The sequence below is a fragment of the Streptomyces sp. NPDC090127 genome (assembly GCF_044746945.1).
Classification (GTDB): Bacteria; Actinomycetota; Actinomycetes; order Streptomycetales; family Streptomycetaceae; genus Streptomyces.
On the sequence record NZ_JBIVDE010000004.1, the window covers coordinates 400,123 to 414,676 of the forward strand.

At 72.5% G+C, this 14,554-nt stretch carries 13 protein-coding genes and 1 riboswitch; of the genes, 4 read left to right on the forward strand and 9 right to left on the reverse strand.

Features of this window, described 5'->3' with window-relative positions; genetic code table 11:
• Positions 1-119: 119 nt before the first annotated feature.
• A complete protein-coding gene (locus ACIPPS_RS17405; RefSeq protein WP_401432330.1) occupies positions 120-563 on the reverse strand; it encodes an SRPBCC family protein in 444 nt (147 codons plus the stop codon).
• A gap of 91 nt (positions 564-654) precedes the next feature.
• Entirely contained in the window at positions 655-1,422 is a 768-nt protein-coding gene (locus ACIPPS_RS17410) for a metallophosphoesterase (RefSeq protein WP_401432333.1), read from the reverse strand.
• A gap of 254 nt (positions 1,423-1,676) precedes the next feature.
• On the opposite strand from ACIPPS_RS17410, the gene ACIPPS_RS17415 reads away from it, so the two are divergent.
• Entirely contained in the window at positions 1,677-3,473 is a 1,797-nt protein-coding gene (locus ACIPPS_RS17415) for an AMP-dependent synthetase/ligase (RefSeq protein WP_401432336.1), read from the forward strand.
• Between the two features lie 78 nt (positions 3,474-3,551).
• Here ACIPPS_RS17415 and ACIPPS_RS17420 read toward each other — a convergent pair whose 3' ends face one another.
• Complete coding sequence (locus tag ACIPPS_RS17420) at positions 3,552-4,694, reverse strand: glycosyltransferase family 4 protein (RefSeq protein ID WP_401432337.1); 1,143 nt, start codon at positions 4,692-4,694, stop codon at positions 3,552-3,554.
• A 96-nt stretch (positions 4,695-4,790) separates the two neighbouring features.
• Here ACIPPS_RS17420 and ACIPPS_RS17425 point away from each other — a divergent pair, with 96 nt between their 5' ends.
• The gene (locus ACIPPS_RS17425; RefSeq protein ID WP_401432339.1) at positions 4,791-6,056 is read left to right on the forward strand and encodes a glycosyltransferase 87 family protein; all 1,266 of its coding nucleotides are present in this window, start codon (positions 4,791-4,793) and stop codon (positions 6,054-6,056) included.
• Positions 6,057-6,192: 136 nt separating this feature from the next.
• Here ACIPPS_RS17425 and ACIPPS_RS17430 read toward each other — a convergent pair whose 3' ends face one another.
• The 5 genes from ACIPPS_RS17430 to ACIPPS_RS17450 form a co-directional block, all read right to left on the reverse strand.
• A complete protein-coding gene (locus ACIPPS_RS17430) occupies positions 6,193-7,410 on the reverse strand; it encodes a hypothetical protein (RefSeq protein ID WP_401432342.1) in 1,218 nt (405 codons plus the stop codon).
• Between the two features lie 40 nt (positions 7,411-7,450).
• The gene (locus ACIPPS_RS17435; protein WP_401432345.1) at positions 7,451-8,470 is read right to left on the reverse strand and encodes an NlpC/P60 family protein; all 1,020 of its coding nucleotides are present in this window, start codon (positions 8,468-8,470) and stop codon (positions 7,451-7,453) included.
• Between the two features lie 195 nt (positions 8,471-8,665).
• A complete protein-coding gene (locus ACIPPS_RS17440) occupies positions 8,666-9,694 on the reverse strand; it encodes an NlpC/P60 family protein (RefSeq protein WP_401432347.1) in 1,029 nt (342 codons plus the stop codon).
• Between the two features lie 256 nt (positions 9,695-9,950).
• Positions 9,951-11,315: an NYN domain-containing protein gene (locus tag ACIPPS_RS17445; RefSeq protein ID WP_401432350.1), complete on the reverse strand. Its 1,365-nt coding sequence runs from the start codon at positions 11,313-11,315 to the stop codon at positions 9,951-9,953.
• A 35-nt stretch (positions 11,316-11,350) separates the two neighbouring features.
• Positions 11,351-11,593, reverse strand: coding sequence for a hypothetical protein (locus ACIPPS_RS17450; protein ID WP_260228851.1), 243 nt, complete (start codon positions 11,591-11,593; stop codon positions 11,351-11,353).
• A gap of 155 nt (positions 11,594-11,748) precedes the next feature.
• On the opposite strand from ACIPPS_RS17450, the gene ACIPPS_RS17455 reads away from it, so the two are divergent.
• Positions 11,749-12,501 carry a rhomboid family intramembrane serine protease gene (locus ACIPPS_RS17455; protein ID WP_401432353.1) on the forward strand — a complete coding sequence of 251 codons (753 nt, stop codon included), beginning with the start codon at positions 11,749-11,751 and terminating at the stop codon, positions 12,499-12,501.
• On the forward strand, positions 12,498-12,779 hold the full coding sequence (locus ACIPPS_RS17460) for an Lrp/AsnC family transcriptional regulator (protein ID WP_017238849.1): 282 nt from the start codon (positions 12,498-12,500) through the stop codon (positions 12,777-12,779). The genes ACIPPS_RS17455 and ACIPPS_RS17460 overlap by 4 nt, the downstream gene beginning before the upstream one ends.
• Before the next feature lie 48 nt (positions 12,780-12,827).
• On the opposite strand, the gene ACIPPS_RS17465 is transcribed toward ACIPPS_RS17460, so the two are convergent.
• Positions 12,828-14,228, reverse strand: a complete 1,401-nt coding sequence (locus tag ACIPPS_RS17465) for an aminotransferase class V-fold PLP-dependent enzyme (RefSeq protein ID WP_401432356.1) — start codon at positions 14,226-14,228, stop codon at positions 12,828-12,830.
• Positions 14,229-14,424: 196 nt separating this feature from the next.
• Positions 14,425-14,541: riboswitch (SAM riboswitch) on the reverse strand.
• Between the last annotated feature and the right edge of the window lie 13 nt (positions 14,542-14,554).

Here is a 14,554-nt window from a genome sequence, read left to right on the forward strand (position 1 = left end):
GGAGAAGGCGGGCCCGGGAGAACGCGGCGGCCCGGGGAGGAGGAGGCGGCCCCGGGAGAACGCGGCGGCCCAGCAGCGCCCCGGGGAGAGGCAGAGCCCCCGGAGGAGCGTCCCGGGAGCTACTCGCCCGACTCCACGCGCTTCTTCAGGCCGGCGAGGGCGCGGTCGATGATGACCTTCTCGGCCTTGCGCTTGATCATGCCGAGCATCGGGATCTTGACGTCGACGGTCAGCTGGTACGTCACCTCGGTGCGCGTGCCGTCGCCCGCCGGGGCCAGCCGGTACGAGCCGTCGAGCGCGCGGAGCATCTGGGACTTGACCAGCGTCCAGGAGACCTCGTCGTCGCCGGTCCAGGTGTACGCCAGCGTGTGGTCGTCCTTGATCGCGCCCGCGTCGAGCAGCAGCCGGACCCTCTCCGCGCGGCCGGCCGTGTCCTTTTCCAGGACCTCGGCCTCCTTCACCTCGCCCGTCCACTCGGGGTAGCGCGCGAAGTCGGCGATGACGCTCATGACGTCGACCGGCGCCGCCTCGATGGTGATGCTCGAGCTGGTGTGTTCGGCCATCGCGGTGGCTCCTCCACTGTGCGGTCCGGCGGAAGTCTCGGCGGCACGAACCGTGCCGACCGAAGGCTATCGCGCCGTCAGCGGCCGTCCGTCACCACTCCAGCGTCCACGGCCGCCCGGTCGCCGCGAAGTGGCCCACGTTCACGCACTCCGTGCCGGCGACCCGCATGCGCCGGGCCAGCGGCTGGTGGACGTGACCGAAGAGCGCGTACCGGGGCCGGGTGCGCCGGATCGCGTCGAGCAGGGCCCGGCTGCCGCGCTCGAATCGCCGCGCGACGGTGTCGTACGTCAGCTCCGGGACGTCCGGCGGGATGTGGCTGCACAGCACGTCGACCTCGCCGAGCGCCTCGACCTTCGCCGCGTACTCCTCGTCGGAGATCTCGTACGGCGTGCGCATCGGCGTCCGCAGTCCGCCGCCCACGAAGCCGAAGACCAGACCGCCTATCTCGACGCGCTCGCCGTCCAGGACCGTGGTCCCGGGGCGGGCGTACTCGTGCCACAGGCCGGGGATGTCCACGTTGCCGTAGGTCGCGTACGTCGGGGTCGGGAAGGCCGCGAAGAGCTCTTCGTACTGGCGGCGCACCGCGCCCTCGATGGCCGCGTCGCGGTCGACGGCGAGCTCGGACCAGAGCCGCCGCCCCAGGTCACGGGCCTCGTCGAAGCGGCGGGCGGTGCGCAGTGCGACGATGAGGTCCGCGTTCTCGACGCCGAAGAGGTCGGGGAAGATGCCGCGGCTGTGGTCGGCGTAGTCGAGGAAGAGCACCAGGTCGCCCAGGCAGACGAGGGCGTCCGCCCCCTGACCCGCCTTCGCGAGGGCCCCGCTGTTCCCGTGTACGTCGCTGACCACGTTGATCCTCATGTCGTCAGCGTAGGGCGTCGGACCTGCGGTTACTTCCGAGTCTGGAAAGCTGTGGACTACTGTGCGCGGAGCACCGCCACAGCTGTGTGACGCACGGAACATCTGACCAGGACCCCCTATCGGGAACCCAGTACTGATGGGTAACGTCCGGGCAGTCCAGTCGTGCTCACCCCACTGAGCACCTGCCCGATCTTGGACCGCACCGGTGCATCACACAGAGCCGTGGCGCCGGCGCCCGATGAGGAGCAGCAGTCTTGCGCGAGTTCAGCCTTCCGGCCCTGTACGAGGTCCCCACGGACGGCAATCTGACGGATCTCATCCGCCGCAACGCCACTCAGCACCCAGATGTCGCCGTGATGGGACGGAAGGTCGCCGGTGCCTGGACGGACGTCACGGCCGCGCAGTTCCTCGCCGAGGTGCGCGGGGCCGCGAAGGGGCTGATCGCGGCGGGCGTGGAACCCGGCGACCGGGTGGCCCTGCTGTCCAGGACGCGGTACGAGTGGGTGCTCCTCGACTTCGCGATCTGGAGCGCGGGCGCGGTCACCGTGCCGGTCTACGAGACCAGCTCGCCGGAGCAGATCCAGTGGATCCTCGGCGACTCGGGCGCCTCGCTCGCCCTGGTCGAGTCCGCGGCGCACGCGGCGTCGGTGGAGTCGGTACGGGCGAACCTGCCGGCCCTGAAGGGCGTCCGGCAGATCGAGGCCGACGCGGTGGCCGAGCTCACCGCCACCGGCGCGGAGGTCTCCGACGAGCTGCTCGACGAGCGGATGTCGTCCGCGCACGCCGACGACCCGGCGACGATCGTCTACACCTCGGGCACCACCGGCCGCCCCAAGGGCTGTGTGCTGACGCACCGGGCCTTCTTCGCGGAGTGCGGCAACGTGGTGGAGCGGCTGAAGCCGCTCTTCCGGACCGGCGAGTGCTCGGTCCTGCTCTTCCTGCCGGCCGCGCACGTCTTCGGGCGCCTGGTCGAGGTCGCCTCCGTGATGGCGCCGATCAAGCTGGGCTGCGTACCGGACATCAAGAACCTCACGGACGAGCTGGCGGCCTTCCGGCCGACGCTGATCCTGGGTGTGCCGCGCGTCTTCGAGAAGGTCTACAACTCGGCGCGGGCGAAGGCCCAGGCGGACGGCAAGGGCAAGATCTTCGACAAGGCCGCGCACACGGCGATCGCGTACAGCCGCGCGATCGGCACGCCGCAGGGCCCGTCGCTGGGCCTGAGGATCAAGCACAAGGTCTTCGACAAGCTCGTCTTCTCCAAGCTCCGCGCGGTGCTCGGCGGGCGCGGCGAGTACGCGATCTCGGGCGGCGCGCCGCTGGGCGAGCGGCTCGGCCACTTCTTCCGCGGGATCGGCTTCACGGTCCTGGAGGGGTACGGCCTGACGGAGTCGTGCGCGGCGACCGCGTTCAACCCGTGGGACCGGCAGAAGATCGGCACGGTCGGGCAGCCGCTGCCGGGTTCGGTGGTGCGGATCGCCGACGACGGCGAGGTGCTGCTGCACGGCGAGCACATCTTCTCGGGCTACTGGCAGAACGAGACGGCCACCGCCGAGGCGCTGGCGGACGGCTGGTTCCACACCGGCGACATCGGCACCCTCGACGAGGACGGCTACCTCGCGATCACCGGCCGGAAGAAGGAGATCCTGGTGACGGCGGGCGGCAAGAACGTCGCTCCGGCGGTCATCGAGGACCGGATCAGGGCGCACGCGCTGGTCGCGGAGTGCATGGTCGTCGGCGACGGGCGGCCGTTCGTCGGCGCGCTGGTCACCCTGGACGAGGAGTTCCTCGGTCGCTGGGCCGCCGACCACGGCAAGCCGGCCGACTCGACGGCGGTCTCGCTGCGTGACGACGCGGAGCTGCTCGCGGAGGTCCAGCGGGCGGTGGACGACGGCAACGCGGCGGTGTCGAAGGCCGAGTCGGTCCGGAAGTTCCGCATCCTGTCCGCGCAGTTCACGGAGGAGGCGGGCCACATCACCCCGTCGCTGAAGCTGAAGCGGAACGTGGTGGCGAAGGACTTCGCCGACGAGATCGAGTCGATCTACCGCGCCTGACGCGGACCTACGGCGGAAGAAGGGCCCCTCGGTGCACGCGCACCGCGGGGCCCTTCCCGCGTCCGGACCGGCTGCCGCCTAGAGCAGTTCCTTCAGGCGCTCCGCCAGGAGGTCCCAGCGCCAGCGGTCCTCGACCCACGCACGCCCCCGGGCGCCCATGCGCCGCCGCAGCTCCGGGTCGAGGAGCAGGGTCGCGATGCGGTCCGCCGACTCCGCGGGGGCGTCGCCGCGCACCACATAGCCGGTCTCGCCGTCCAGGACCGCGTCCGGCGCACCGCCCGAGTCGCCCGCGACGACCGGGAGGCCGGTGGCCGAGGCCTCCAGGTAGACGATCCCGAGGCCCTCGACGTCCAGGCCGCCCCGACGGGTACGGCAGGGCATCGCGAAGACGTCACCGGCGCCGTAGTGGGCCGGCAGCTCCTCCCACGGCACCGCTCCCGTGAAACGTACGGAATCGGACACGCCGGTCGTCGCCGCGAGGCCGCGCAGGTCCTTCTCGTACGGACCGCCCCCGACGATCAGCAGCACCGTGTCCGGCACCCGGCGCACGATCTCCGGCAGCGCCCGGATCAGCGTGTCCTGGCCCTTGCGCGGGACGAGCCGCGAGACGCACACGACCACGGGGCGGTCGCTGAGCCCGAGCCGTTCCCGTACCGCCTCGCCGCCCGAGGCCGGGTGGAAGGTCTTCTCGTCCACGCCCGGCGGGAGCTGCGTCATGCGCCCGGCGGCGGCCGGGGTCAGCGCGCCCGCGATCCGCGAGCGGGTGTACTCGCCCAGGTACGTGAGGGTGTCCGTGCCCTCGCCGATCCGGCGCAGCAGCTGCCGCGAGCCGGGCAGCTGCGCCCACCCCGCCTCGTGCCCGTGCGTCGTCGCGACGAGCCGCCGTGCGCCGGCCCGGCGCAGCGCGGGGCCCATCAGCCCGAGGGGCGCCGCAGCCCCGAACCAGACCGACTCGCAGCCGTGCTCGCGCAGCAGCGCGGTGGCCCGCGCGGTGACCCGGGGGGTGGGCAGCAGCATGGTGGTGCGGTCCCGCACCACCGTGAAAGGCTGCTCCGCGTCGAACGCGGCGGTCGCCTCGATCCCCTCGCGGCTCCGCTTCCAGGTGGAGGCGTAGACCACGACCCGCTCGGGATCGAGGCGCAGCGCCATGTTGTGCAGGAAGGCCTGGATTCCGCCGGGTCGGGGCGGGAAGTCGTTGGTTACGATCAGGGTCTTGTGCATCGTCGCCGAATCTACGTGACGGCACCCCCCGCCCGGCAACACCCCTCCGCCCGCGCGGACCGAACAGACCGACCGACTGGATGGGACGAGGTAGGAATGACGGGCGTACTGGGTACGGCTGCCGAGCGCGTGCGACGGTCTCCCGACCTGGTCTGGGCGCTCACCCGGATCGTTCTGCTCCTGTGCGTCTTCAAGGTCCTCACGGTTCCCGGGCCGGACGTCACCAGCGACATCGACGTGATCTATCGGGGCTGGTCCGAGGTGCTGAGCACCGGCACGTACCCGCTGCACGACGTGACCTGGCAGTACCCGCCACTGGCCGCCGTCGCGGTGCTCTCCCCCGCGGTGCTGCCGTTCCTGGACTACGCCGCCGCCTTCTTCGTCCTCGCCTTCCTCTGCGACGCGCTCGTCTACGGACTGCTGCGGTACACGGGCCGGCGGCCCGGCCGCGGCACGCGCGGCGCCTGGATCTGGATCGCGGGCGTCCCGCTGCTGGGCCCGACCGCGTACGCCCGGTACGACCTGATGGTCACCGCCGTCGCGGTGGCCGCGCTGCTCGCCGGGGTGGGGCGGCCGCGGGTGCTCGGCGCCCTGGCGGGCTTCGGGGCGATGCTGAAGGTCTGGCCCGCGCTGGTGCTCGCGGGCACGCCGCGCGGTCGTGCGACCTTCCGCTCGTGGCCGACGGCGGCGGGCGCCGCGGCGGGTCTGCTCCTGCTGTGCGTGCTGGCGGCGCCGGGGGCGCTGGCGTTCCTGGACTTCCAGGCCGACCGGGGCACGGAGGTCGAGTCGCTGGGCGCGCTGGTCTTCCATGTGGCCCGGCACCTGGGCTGGGAGGGCGAGGTGCGGATGAACTACGGCTCGATCGAGTTCCTCGGACCGTACGTCTCGACGGTCTCCACGGCGGCCATGGCCCTGACGATCGCCGCCTTCGGCTGGCTGCTGGTGTGGCGGATCCGGGCCCGCTCGTTCTCGACGTCGACGCCGGCGGACGCGGCGTTCGTGGCGGTGCTGCTGTTCACCACCACGAGCCGGGTGATAAGCCCGCAGTACATGATCTGGCTGGTGGGCCTGGCCGCCGTCTGCATGGCGTACCGGACGAGCGGGATGCGCCGCCCCGCGCACCTGGTGCTGTGGGCGACGGCGGTGACGCAGCTGGAGTTCCCGGTCTGGTTCTCGCACGTGACGGACAGCGATCCGCTGGGCGTGGCACTGCTGCTGGTCCGCAACGGTCTGCTGGTCGCCGCGTCGGTGTCGGCCTGCCGCGTCCTGTGGCGCCGCACGGTCACCGGGCCCCGCCTCGCCCCGGCGACGATCCCTGCCCAGCAGACACGCGAACGCGCCCCCCGCCTGCCGGTCGGCTGACGACAGCCCGGCGCGCCGGGCGGGGGCGGGGACGCGCCGGGAGCCTCGCCGGGAGCCCGGCCGCCCACCCGCCGACCACCCACCAACCGCCCGACGAGAACCCGCCGAGGCCCCGTCCAGGCCCCGTCGCCGCGGTCTAGCCCAGGCGTTCCCGCAGGTACTCCCGCCAGTCCGCGGTGAAGGCCTCCGGGGTGGTCCCGAGGACCTCGGCGAAGGCCTTCTCCACCGCGCCCTCGCGCTGCGGGTGCTCGCCCACCGTGCGGTAGAAGGCGCGGAGCGCCGGCTCGCCCCAGCGCTCGGCGATCAGCGCGCACGCGAGCCAGCCGCCCTCGTACGCGCGGGCCAGGGCCTCGGCGTCGCCCCCGAAGGCGAAGGCCTTGTCGTCCGGGAGACCCGCGGGGAGGTCGCCTTCCCGGACCGCGCGGCGCAGTTCCGGAGCCGCCTGGGCGGCCGTGCGGCCCGTGTCGCGGTACGCCACCCAGTCGGCGAGGCCCTCGGAGAGCCAGACCGGGGTGGCGCCGGACGTGGTGGAGCGGGTCGCGACATGGGTGGTCTCGTGGGTGAGGACGATCTGCTGCCCGAAGTCGCCGAGCACGCCGTACGCGTCGGGGTTGACGATCACCCGGTCCGCGGGCGCGTCCGGGCCGCCGCCGACCTCGCCGGTCGTGACGGCCGCTATCCCCCGGTACGAGGAGGCGGGCGCCCCGAGGAGCCCGCCCATGGCGTCCACCGAGGCCGGGACGAGGACGACCACGCGGCCCGCCCAGTCCTCGGGCCAGGCCGCCGAGACCGCGGGCACCGCCCGGTCGGCCTGCGCCGCGATCTCCTTCAGGCGCGCCTCGGACTGGCCGACCCCGAGGACGAGGCTGCGCGCCCCCTGGACCGCCTCCACGTCGCCCTGCTGCCACAGCTGCTGGGTGGTGGCGCCCTCGGCGGGCCGGTCGCCGGTCACATACCAGCGGCCGTCCCGCTCGGCCAGGTCCAGGACGCGTTCGGTGGTGACGGGTGCGGGGTCGTAGCCGTCGATCCGGTAGCTCAGCTGGGCGCGGACCCGCGCCCGGTCGCCGACCTGCCGGTCGACGTCCGTCAGGTGGTACTCCCAGGAGGCGAACGGCACCTCCGCGAGCCGGTCGAACTCCTTGATGGCGGCGGGCGCGAACGCGGGGTCGAGCGCCACCGCGTAGGCCGCCTCGTCCCGGTCGAGCAGCGCCCGCGCGTGCCGGTCGAGGAGCGTGCGGATCTGCTCGGGCGCGGGGTCGGCCGACTCCGGGGCCGCGCACCCGACGAGGGTGAGCAGCGCCGTCAGCAGACAGGCCGCCGCCCGCCGCCCCGCTCCACGCCCCTGACCTGCCACGCACCCGATCGTACGGGCATACGGGCGAAGGGGCGTCCGGTCAGACCCGCGTCACCGTCACGTGGGACATCATCCCCACGGGGTCGTAGCGCACCCGCGCCCCGGGATAGGGGGCGTGGATGACCTGGCCGTCGCCCGCGTAGATCCCGACGTGGCTGGCGTCGCCGCGGTACGTCACGAGGTCGCCGGGCTGCGCCTGCGAGAGCGGCACCTGCCGGCCGGCGGCCCGCTGGGCGGCCGAAGTCCGGGGCAGGCTGATCCCGGCCTGCCGGTACGACCAGACCATCAGCCCCGAGCAGTCGAAGGCGGACGGTCCGGTCGCGCCCCACACGTACGGGCTGCCGATGGCGCTGCGGGCGGCCATCACCGCGGCGGCGGCCCGCGAGGAGGCCGGGCCGAGGTCGGCGAGGGGCGGCGCCTCCTCGGCGAGTCCCTCGCGGCCGGAGCGGGAGGCCCGGCCCTCGAAGTCCGCGCGTTCCTCGGCCGTCAGCGACTGGAGCACCCGGCGGGCCTCGGCGAGCTTCCGCTCGACCGTGCGCTTGTGCTGGGCGACCTGGGTGCGGCTGCGCTCCAGCTCGGCGAGGAGCCGGGTCGCCTCGGTCCGCTCCTGGTTCAGCCGGCGCTGCTCGTGCTGGAGCTGGCCGAGCGCGACGCCCTGCCGGGCGGCGACCCGGTCCAGGACGGAGGCCCGGTCGAGGTACGAGTCCGGGTCGGCGGAGAGCAGCAGCGCCAGGGCCGGGTCGATCCCGCCGGAGCGGTACTGGGCGCCGGCGACCGAACCGAGCGCGCCCCGCATGCGGTTGATGCGCTCCTGGCCGCGCGCCACGCTGTCCCGCACCTGGGCGACCGTCCTGCGCAGCTCGTCCGCGCGTTCGTCGGCCTTGTTGTAGCCCTCGGTGGCCTGTTCGGCCTCCTCGAAGAGCCGGTCGACCGCGGCGCGCGGGGCCTCCGGTGCGCCGATCGGGTCGGCGTTGGCGGGGACGGCGCCGAAGGCCGTCGCGGCGGTGGCCGCCGCGGCGGTCAGGACGGTGACCCTGGCAGGTCGTCGGTGGGACGCCACGTATCGCGCTCCGTTCGGCTCTTACCCAGACTGGCGCGGCAGACAGTAGCCGGTGATCACTCCCCGTCCAACGAACCTCCCGGGCACGCAAAGTGACGCCCCGCCGGAGACCACAAGGTCACCGGCGGGGCGTCACGTCAGCGAAGGAGGCGACAATCCACCCGATTGGGCGTCAGGTCGCGGGTGTTGCGCGCGTCAGATGCGCACGCCGAACTGGAAGGTGCCCATGTAGCTCATGGACTCGTAGCGGACCGAGGCGCCCGGCTTGGGGGCGTGCAGGATCGTGCCGTTGCCCGCGTACAGACCCACGTGCGAAAGGCCGTTGAAGAAGACCAGGTCGCCCGGCTTGAGCTGGCTGCGGCCGATCTTCACGCCGTCGTTCTGCTGGGTGTACGTGGTGCGGGTGAGCTTCACGCCGGCCTGGCGGTAGGCCCACTGCGTCAGGCCCGAGCAGTCGTAGGAGTTGGGGCCCTCGGCGCCGGAGACGTACGGCTTGCCGATCTGGGTGGCGGCGGCGCTGAGCGCGGCCTGGCCACGCGCCGAGGCCGGGACCTCGTTGCCGAGGTCGACGCGGTCGCCCGCGGCGCGGCTGGCGCGCTGCTCCTCCTGCTGGATCTTGGCGCGCTCGGCGGCGGTGAGGGTGTTGAGCAGCTTGCGGGCCTCGGCCAGCTTGCCCTGGTAGCTCTTCTTCTTCTCGCCGAGGGTCTTGCGGACGGACTCGAGGTCGCCGAGCTTCGTCGTCGCCTCGGCGCGCTGCTGGGCGAGCGTCCGCTGCTTGGCCTGGATCGACTGGAGCACGTCGGCCTGCTTGGCGCCGAGCTGGTCGATCGCGGACGCCTTGTCGAGGTAGGTGTCCGGGTCGGAGGAGAGGAAGAGCTGGAGGGCCGGGTCGATGCCACCGGAGCGGTACTGCGCGCTCGCGACCGAACCGATGCTGTTCCGCAGGGTGTTGAGCTCCTGCTGACCGCGCGCCACCTTGTCCTGGAGGGTGCTGATCTCCTCCTGCAGCTTGCCCCGGCGCTCGTCCGCCAGGTTGTACTGCTCGGTGGCCTCCTCGGCCTCGTGGTTGAGCTTGTCGACCTTCGACTTGACTTCGTCGATCTTCGGCTTGGGAGCCGCCTGGGCGCCGGTCTGGGCGGTGAGCGCAACGGCAGCGGCGGCGGTGACGGTGAGCACGGTCACACGGGTGCGGCTCGGCTGCTTGGGTCGACGGTGGGACGCCACGAAGGCGAGCTCCTTCTTCCTCGAGCCGCCCAACCGAACTGCGTCAGGCGGTTCCTCCGCTGATATCCCCGATGGATGATCAACCGCGCGAAGGTTCGAGGCCTGACCCTAGTGACCATCTTGTGATCAGTTCAAATCCTCATGAGCAAAATCTCGCTCACAGGGCACATTATTTCCACGCTTCACACGGGCAGTAATGGACACTTGACCGTACGCCCTCCAGAATTCGGGCATTGAGGCCAGGAGTTACGATCCGTCACAACGCACGCGAAAGCCGCTTGAGCAACAAGGCGGACGCGACGGGCCGCGCACCGGACTTGGCGACGCCGTCGGCGACCTCGCGGTCGGTCGAGACGACCACGACGGGGCGGCCCGCGGGCTCGGCGCGCACCAGCTGACGGATCAACTCGTCGGCCGTGACGCCCGGCTTGGAGAAGAGCACCCGGACCCCGCGCGGCGGCGCGAGGAGGACCGGCGCCGCCAGCTCTGCGCCGTCGAAGACACAGGTGACCTCGGCCCCCGAGCGGGCCGCGAGCGCGGAGAGCCCACCGAGGAGCCGCAGCCGCTGCTTCTCCAGCGGCATCGTCGGGTAGCCCGTCTTGGTGACGTTGTAGCCGTCCACGACCAGATGGGCCTGGGGCAGGGCGAGGAGCTGGTCGAGGAGGGCCGGGTCGGTCTCGGAGAGCGCGCGGGCCGCGATGTCCTTCGGCGACATCCGGCCGGGCTCCACCGCGTCGACGGTGTCGGCCGGGTGGACGGAGACGGGCGGCAGGGCCAGTTCGCGGCGGAGCCCCTGGGCCGCGTCGAGCACGGTGTCGAGCAGCAGCCGCAGCCGCATGTCCTCCACCGAGCGCCCCTCGCGGGCGGCCCGGCGACTGGCCTCCAGGGCGGCCTCGACCTCACCGAGCCGGGCCTTGAGCCGGCGGGACTCGCTCTCGGCGGCCGACACCCGCGCCGCAGCCTCGGCCCTGACCGTGTCGATCTCGGCATGGGTCCTACGGAGGGCAGCCTCGCCGCGCTTCACATCGCTCTGGGCGCTGCGCAGCTTGCGATGAAGCGATTCGGCTTCCCGGCGCGCCGCCTCCAGATCGTGGCGCAGCTCCTCGGTCTCCGCGCGCCCGCGCTCCCTGGCGGCGGCGACCTCCTCGCGAAGGCGTTCCAACTCGCGCCGGCCGGCCTCGTCGGCCCGCTCGGCGTCCGCCCGCAGGGCCTCCTCGCCGGCGGCGGCGACCAGCTTGACCCAGCCGGTCGGGCGCAGCACATAGGCGGCCGCGGCCACGTCGACGGGGTCGGCGGCGGCGGGCGGGGCGCCGGTCTCGACGGCCCCGGCCAGCTCGGGCTGCGCCTCCTTGAAGCGCTCGCCGATCCGCTGCCGGAACAGCGGATCGCTCTCCAAGGCGGCGGCCATGGCGTTGCCGGCGAACTTGGCCCGCCGGCTGGGGGTGAAGCGGGCGTACTGCCGCAGGGGCGCCGGAAGCTCGGCGACGGTCAGCCCGCCGAAGGCGTCCGAGACCAGCGCGACGACCTTCCGCCGGACACCGTCAGGCAGCGGGCGGTCGAGCGCCTCGGCAGCGTCACCTGCCGCGCCGGCCGGTTCTCCACCGCGCGCGGGCTCCTCCACGTTGCGTCACCCCATCGTCGTGGGCGCCGCCTCCGTCAGGAAGCGGTGCCGGGCCTGTCCACCAGTTCGATCTGGTCCACCGCGTTGCACCAGCGGCAGCGGACCGACTCGATGGTCTCACTGACCACCTCGCGCTCCTCGACCTTCGGCTCACCCGCGAGATCCAGATGGACGTACTCGACGACCTTGGAGGAGCGGGTCACGTCGAACCGGGTCAGGTTGCCGCAGAGAGTGCAGCGCCAGCGGGTCTCGGCGGTCGGCAGGGGAACCGTCGTCATCGTGCCGTCCTCTTTCATTGCGTGATGCGGGTGCGGGTGCCGCGGTGCGCCGTCGAACTGCGGAGGTACAACGCGTAACCCTACGGCCTTGCGCGTACCCCATGTCGCGGCGAGGCACTCTGTCCAGGTCGACCCCGTTACGCCATGATCTGTCCATGATCGACAGGCGGCGGATCGACTGGCGGCGGACGGCCCTCTCCACCTGGCGGGGCGCCCGGACCGGCCCCACGGTGACGTACGCCCTGATCGGGGCCTGCTGCCTGGTCTTCGTGATCAGCCCCGTGTCGGGCCTCAATCCGGTCTACGGGACCGGGGACGCGGCCCTCGCGGCGCAGAGCGCGTACTTCCACCGCTGGGGCGTCGTCCCGGCCGAGCTGATGGGCGGCGGCCCGCCGCGCACCCTGCTCACCCCGCTGACCGCGCTCTTCGTCCACGGCAGCTGGCTGCACCTGCTGGGCAACATGCTCTTTCTCTACGTCTTCGGCGCGATGACCGAGGAGCGGATGGGCCAGCTCGCCTTCGGCCTCTTCTACCTGGCCTGCGGCTATCTGGCGCTGCTGGGCTACGCGGCGGCGCACGCGAGTAGCGAGCAGACGCTGGTGGGAGCCTCGGGGGCGATCTCGGGCGTCCTCGGCGCGTTCCTGTACCTGTTCCCGCGCGCGCGGGTGACCAGCCTCTTCCCGTTCCTGCTCTTCCTGCCGCTGCGCTTCCCCGCGTGGATCGTGCTGGTCTTCTGGTTCGTGCTCCAGTGGCTCGCGGCCCGCGCGGCGGGCGCGGGGCCGGGCGTGGCGTATCTGGCCCATGTGGTGGGCTTCGCCGTCGGCTTCCTCTACGCCTGGGGCCGCTACCGGGGTGGGGATACAGTGAAGCCCCCAGCCGCGGCGACCGAGGGAGAAAGCCAGCCGTGATCACCGCGATCGTGCTCATCAAGACCAGCGTGGACCGCATCCCCGAGATCGCGGAGTCGATCGCCGCGCTCGACAGCGTCAGCGAGGTCTTCTCGGTGACCGGTACGTACGACCTGATCGCCATGGTCCGCGTGCCCCGGCACGACGACCTGGCGGACGTGATCCCCGGCCGGATCAGCAAGATCCCCGGGGTCGAGGCGACGGACACGCACGTGGCGTTCCGTACGTACTCGCAGCACGACCTGGAAGCGGCCTTCGCGATCGGCCTGGAGTCCTGACGAAGGGGGCCCCGACGGGAGGCCCCCTTCACCCGTACGAGTGGGTACTCAGCCGCGGTCCGGCACGCAGCGGCCGTCCTCGGTGCGGTACTTCCACTGGGCTCCGTCCCGCACGAGCTCCTTCACGGCCCGCACGAAGCGCTCCACGTGCTCGTCCGGTGTACCGGCGCCGAAGCTGACCCGGATCGCGTTGAGGGACTTCTCGCCGGGCGCGGCCTCGGGCGCGCCGCACTCGCCCTGGGTCTGCGGGTCGCTGCCGAGCAGGGTGCGGACCAGCGGGTGGGCGCAGAAGAGGCCGTCACGGACGCCGATGCCGTACTCGGCGGAGAGCGCGGCGGCGAAGTGCGAGCTGTTCCAGCCCTCGACGACGAAGGAGATGACTCCGACGCGGGGCGCGTCGTCGCCGAAGAGCGAGAGCACCCTGACCTCGGGCACCTCCGCCAGGCCCTCCCGCACGGTCGCGATCAGCCGCTGCTCGCGGGCGACGAACTGGTCGAACCCGGCCTCGGTGAGCGCCTTGCAGGCGGAGGCGATGGAGTAGACACCGATCACGTTCGGCGAACCGGCCTCGTGGCGGGCGGCCGTGGTGTGCCACTCGACGTCCACACCGCCGTCGGCGCGGCGGGCGACCTTCTTGGACGCGCCGCCACCGGCGAGGTACGGCTCGGCGTCCTGGAGCCAGTCGGCGCGGCCCGCGAGGACGCCCGAGCCGAACGGGGCGTACAGCTTGTGCCCGGAGAACGCGACCCAGTCCACGTCCAACTCCTTTACGGAGACGGGGTGGTGCGGCGCGAGCTGGGCGGCGTCGAGGACGATCCGGGCGCCGTGGGCGTGCGCCGCCGCGGCCAGCTCCTTGACCGGCCACAGCTCCCCGGTGACGTTCGACGCGCCGGTCACGCAGACGAGGGCGGGGCGGTTGGGGTGCCCCTTCGAGCGAAGCCGAGAGCTCGCCGAAGGGTCGCGGTCGGCGAGGGCGCGCTCCAGGGTGGCGACGGCCTCGGCGGGCGTACGGGGGGCGTTGAGGTAGGTGACGCGGGCGTCCTGCCACGGCAGAAGGGAGGCGTGGTGCTCGGTCTCGAAGACGAAGACCTCGCAATCGGCGGGCAGTGCGGCGGCGAGCAGGTTGAGCGAGTCGGTGGTGGAGCGGGTGAAGACGACCTGGTCGCCCTCGCGACAGTCGAGGAACTCGGCGACGGTGACGCGGCTGTTCTCGAACAGGTCGGTGGAGAGCTGCGAGAGGTACCCGGCGCCCCGGTGGACGCTGCCGTAGTACGGGGCGTACGCGGCGACGTCGTCCCACACCCGCTGCAGGGCCGGCGCGCTGGCGGCGTAGTCGAGCGCGGCGTAGCTGACCTCGCCCCCGGTCACGAGCGGCACGGTGACGTCCCGCCCGAGAACCGGGAGCGGAGCGCAGAGGGACTGGTCGGCGGCGACAGCGGTGACAGACATGACGAACTCCCGTACAAGGCAGGCGAATTCGGCGCCTCGACGCCACCGGCGCACGGATGCGTCGGTGCGGAGGCACACGAGAAAAAGGGGAAGGGTACGAAGAAGGGGCTTCGAAGCCCTAACGCATTCGCTTGCTCACGAGACTGCTCCCTTGAGGACCAGGACCCCAGGGCCGCACACATGTGACGCGTGCAGGGGTCCGCGCTTGCCGCGGACCTTGCTGTCCACGGCCTGGTCTTCACCCGGGGCACCCCGCCACGGACGGAGGGTTGCCGGACAGCAAGCCGGGGCTTCGTAGCTGTCACTCATGACCTGGTTCAGAACGT

What these genes read in the sequence shown, in the direction of transcription:
- ACIPPS_RS17405 (WP_401432330.1), bottom strand. Translation starts at nt 563, where the DNA reads ATGGCCGAACACACCAGCTCGAGCATCACCATCGAGGCGGCGCCGGTC.
- ACIPPS_RS17450 (WP_260228851.1), bottom strand. Translation starts at nt 11,593, where the DNA reads ATGACGACGGTTCCCCTGCCGACCGCCGAGACCCGCTGGCGCTGCACT.
- ACIPPS_RS17410 (WP_401432333.1), bottom strand. Translation starts at nt 1,422, where the DNA reads ATGAGGATCAACGTGGTCAGCGACGTACACGGGAACAGCGGGGCCCTC.
- ACIPPS_RS17465 (WP_401432356.1), bottom strand. Translation starts at nt 14,228, where the DNA reads ATGTCTGTCACCGCTGTCGCCGCCGACCAGTCCCTCTGCGCTCCGCTC.
- ACIPPS_RS17420 (WP_401432337.1), bottom strand. Translation starts at nt 4,694, where the DNA reads ATGCACAAGACCCTGATCGTAACCAACGACTTCCCGCCCCGACCCGGC.
- ACIPPS_RS17455 (WP_401432353.1), top strand. Translation starts at nt 11,749, where the DNA reads ATGATCGACAGGCGGCGGATCGACTGGCGGCGGACGGCCCTCTCCACC.
- ACIPPS_RS17425 (WP_401432339.1), top strand. Translation starts at nt 4,791, where the DNA reads ATGACGGGCGTACTGGGTACGGCTGCCGAGCGCGTGCGACGGTCTCCC.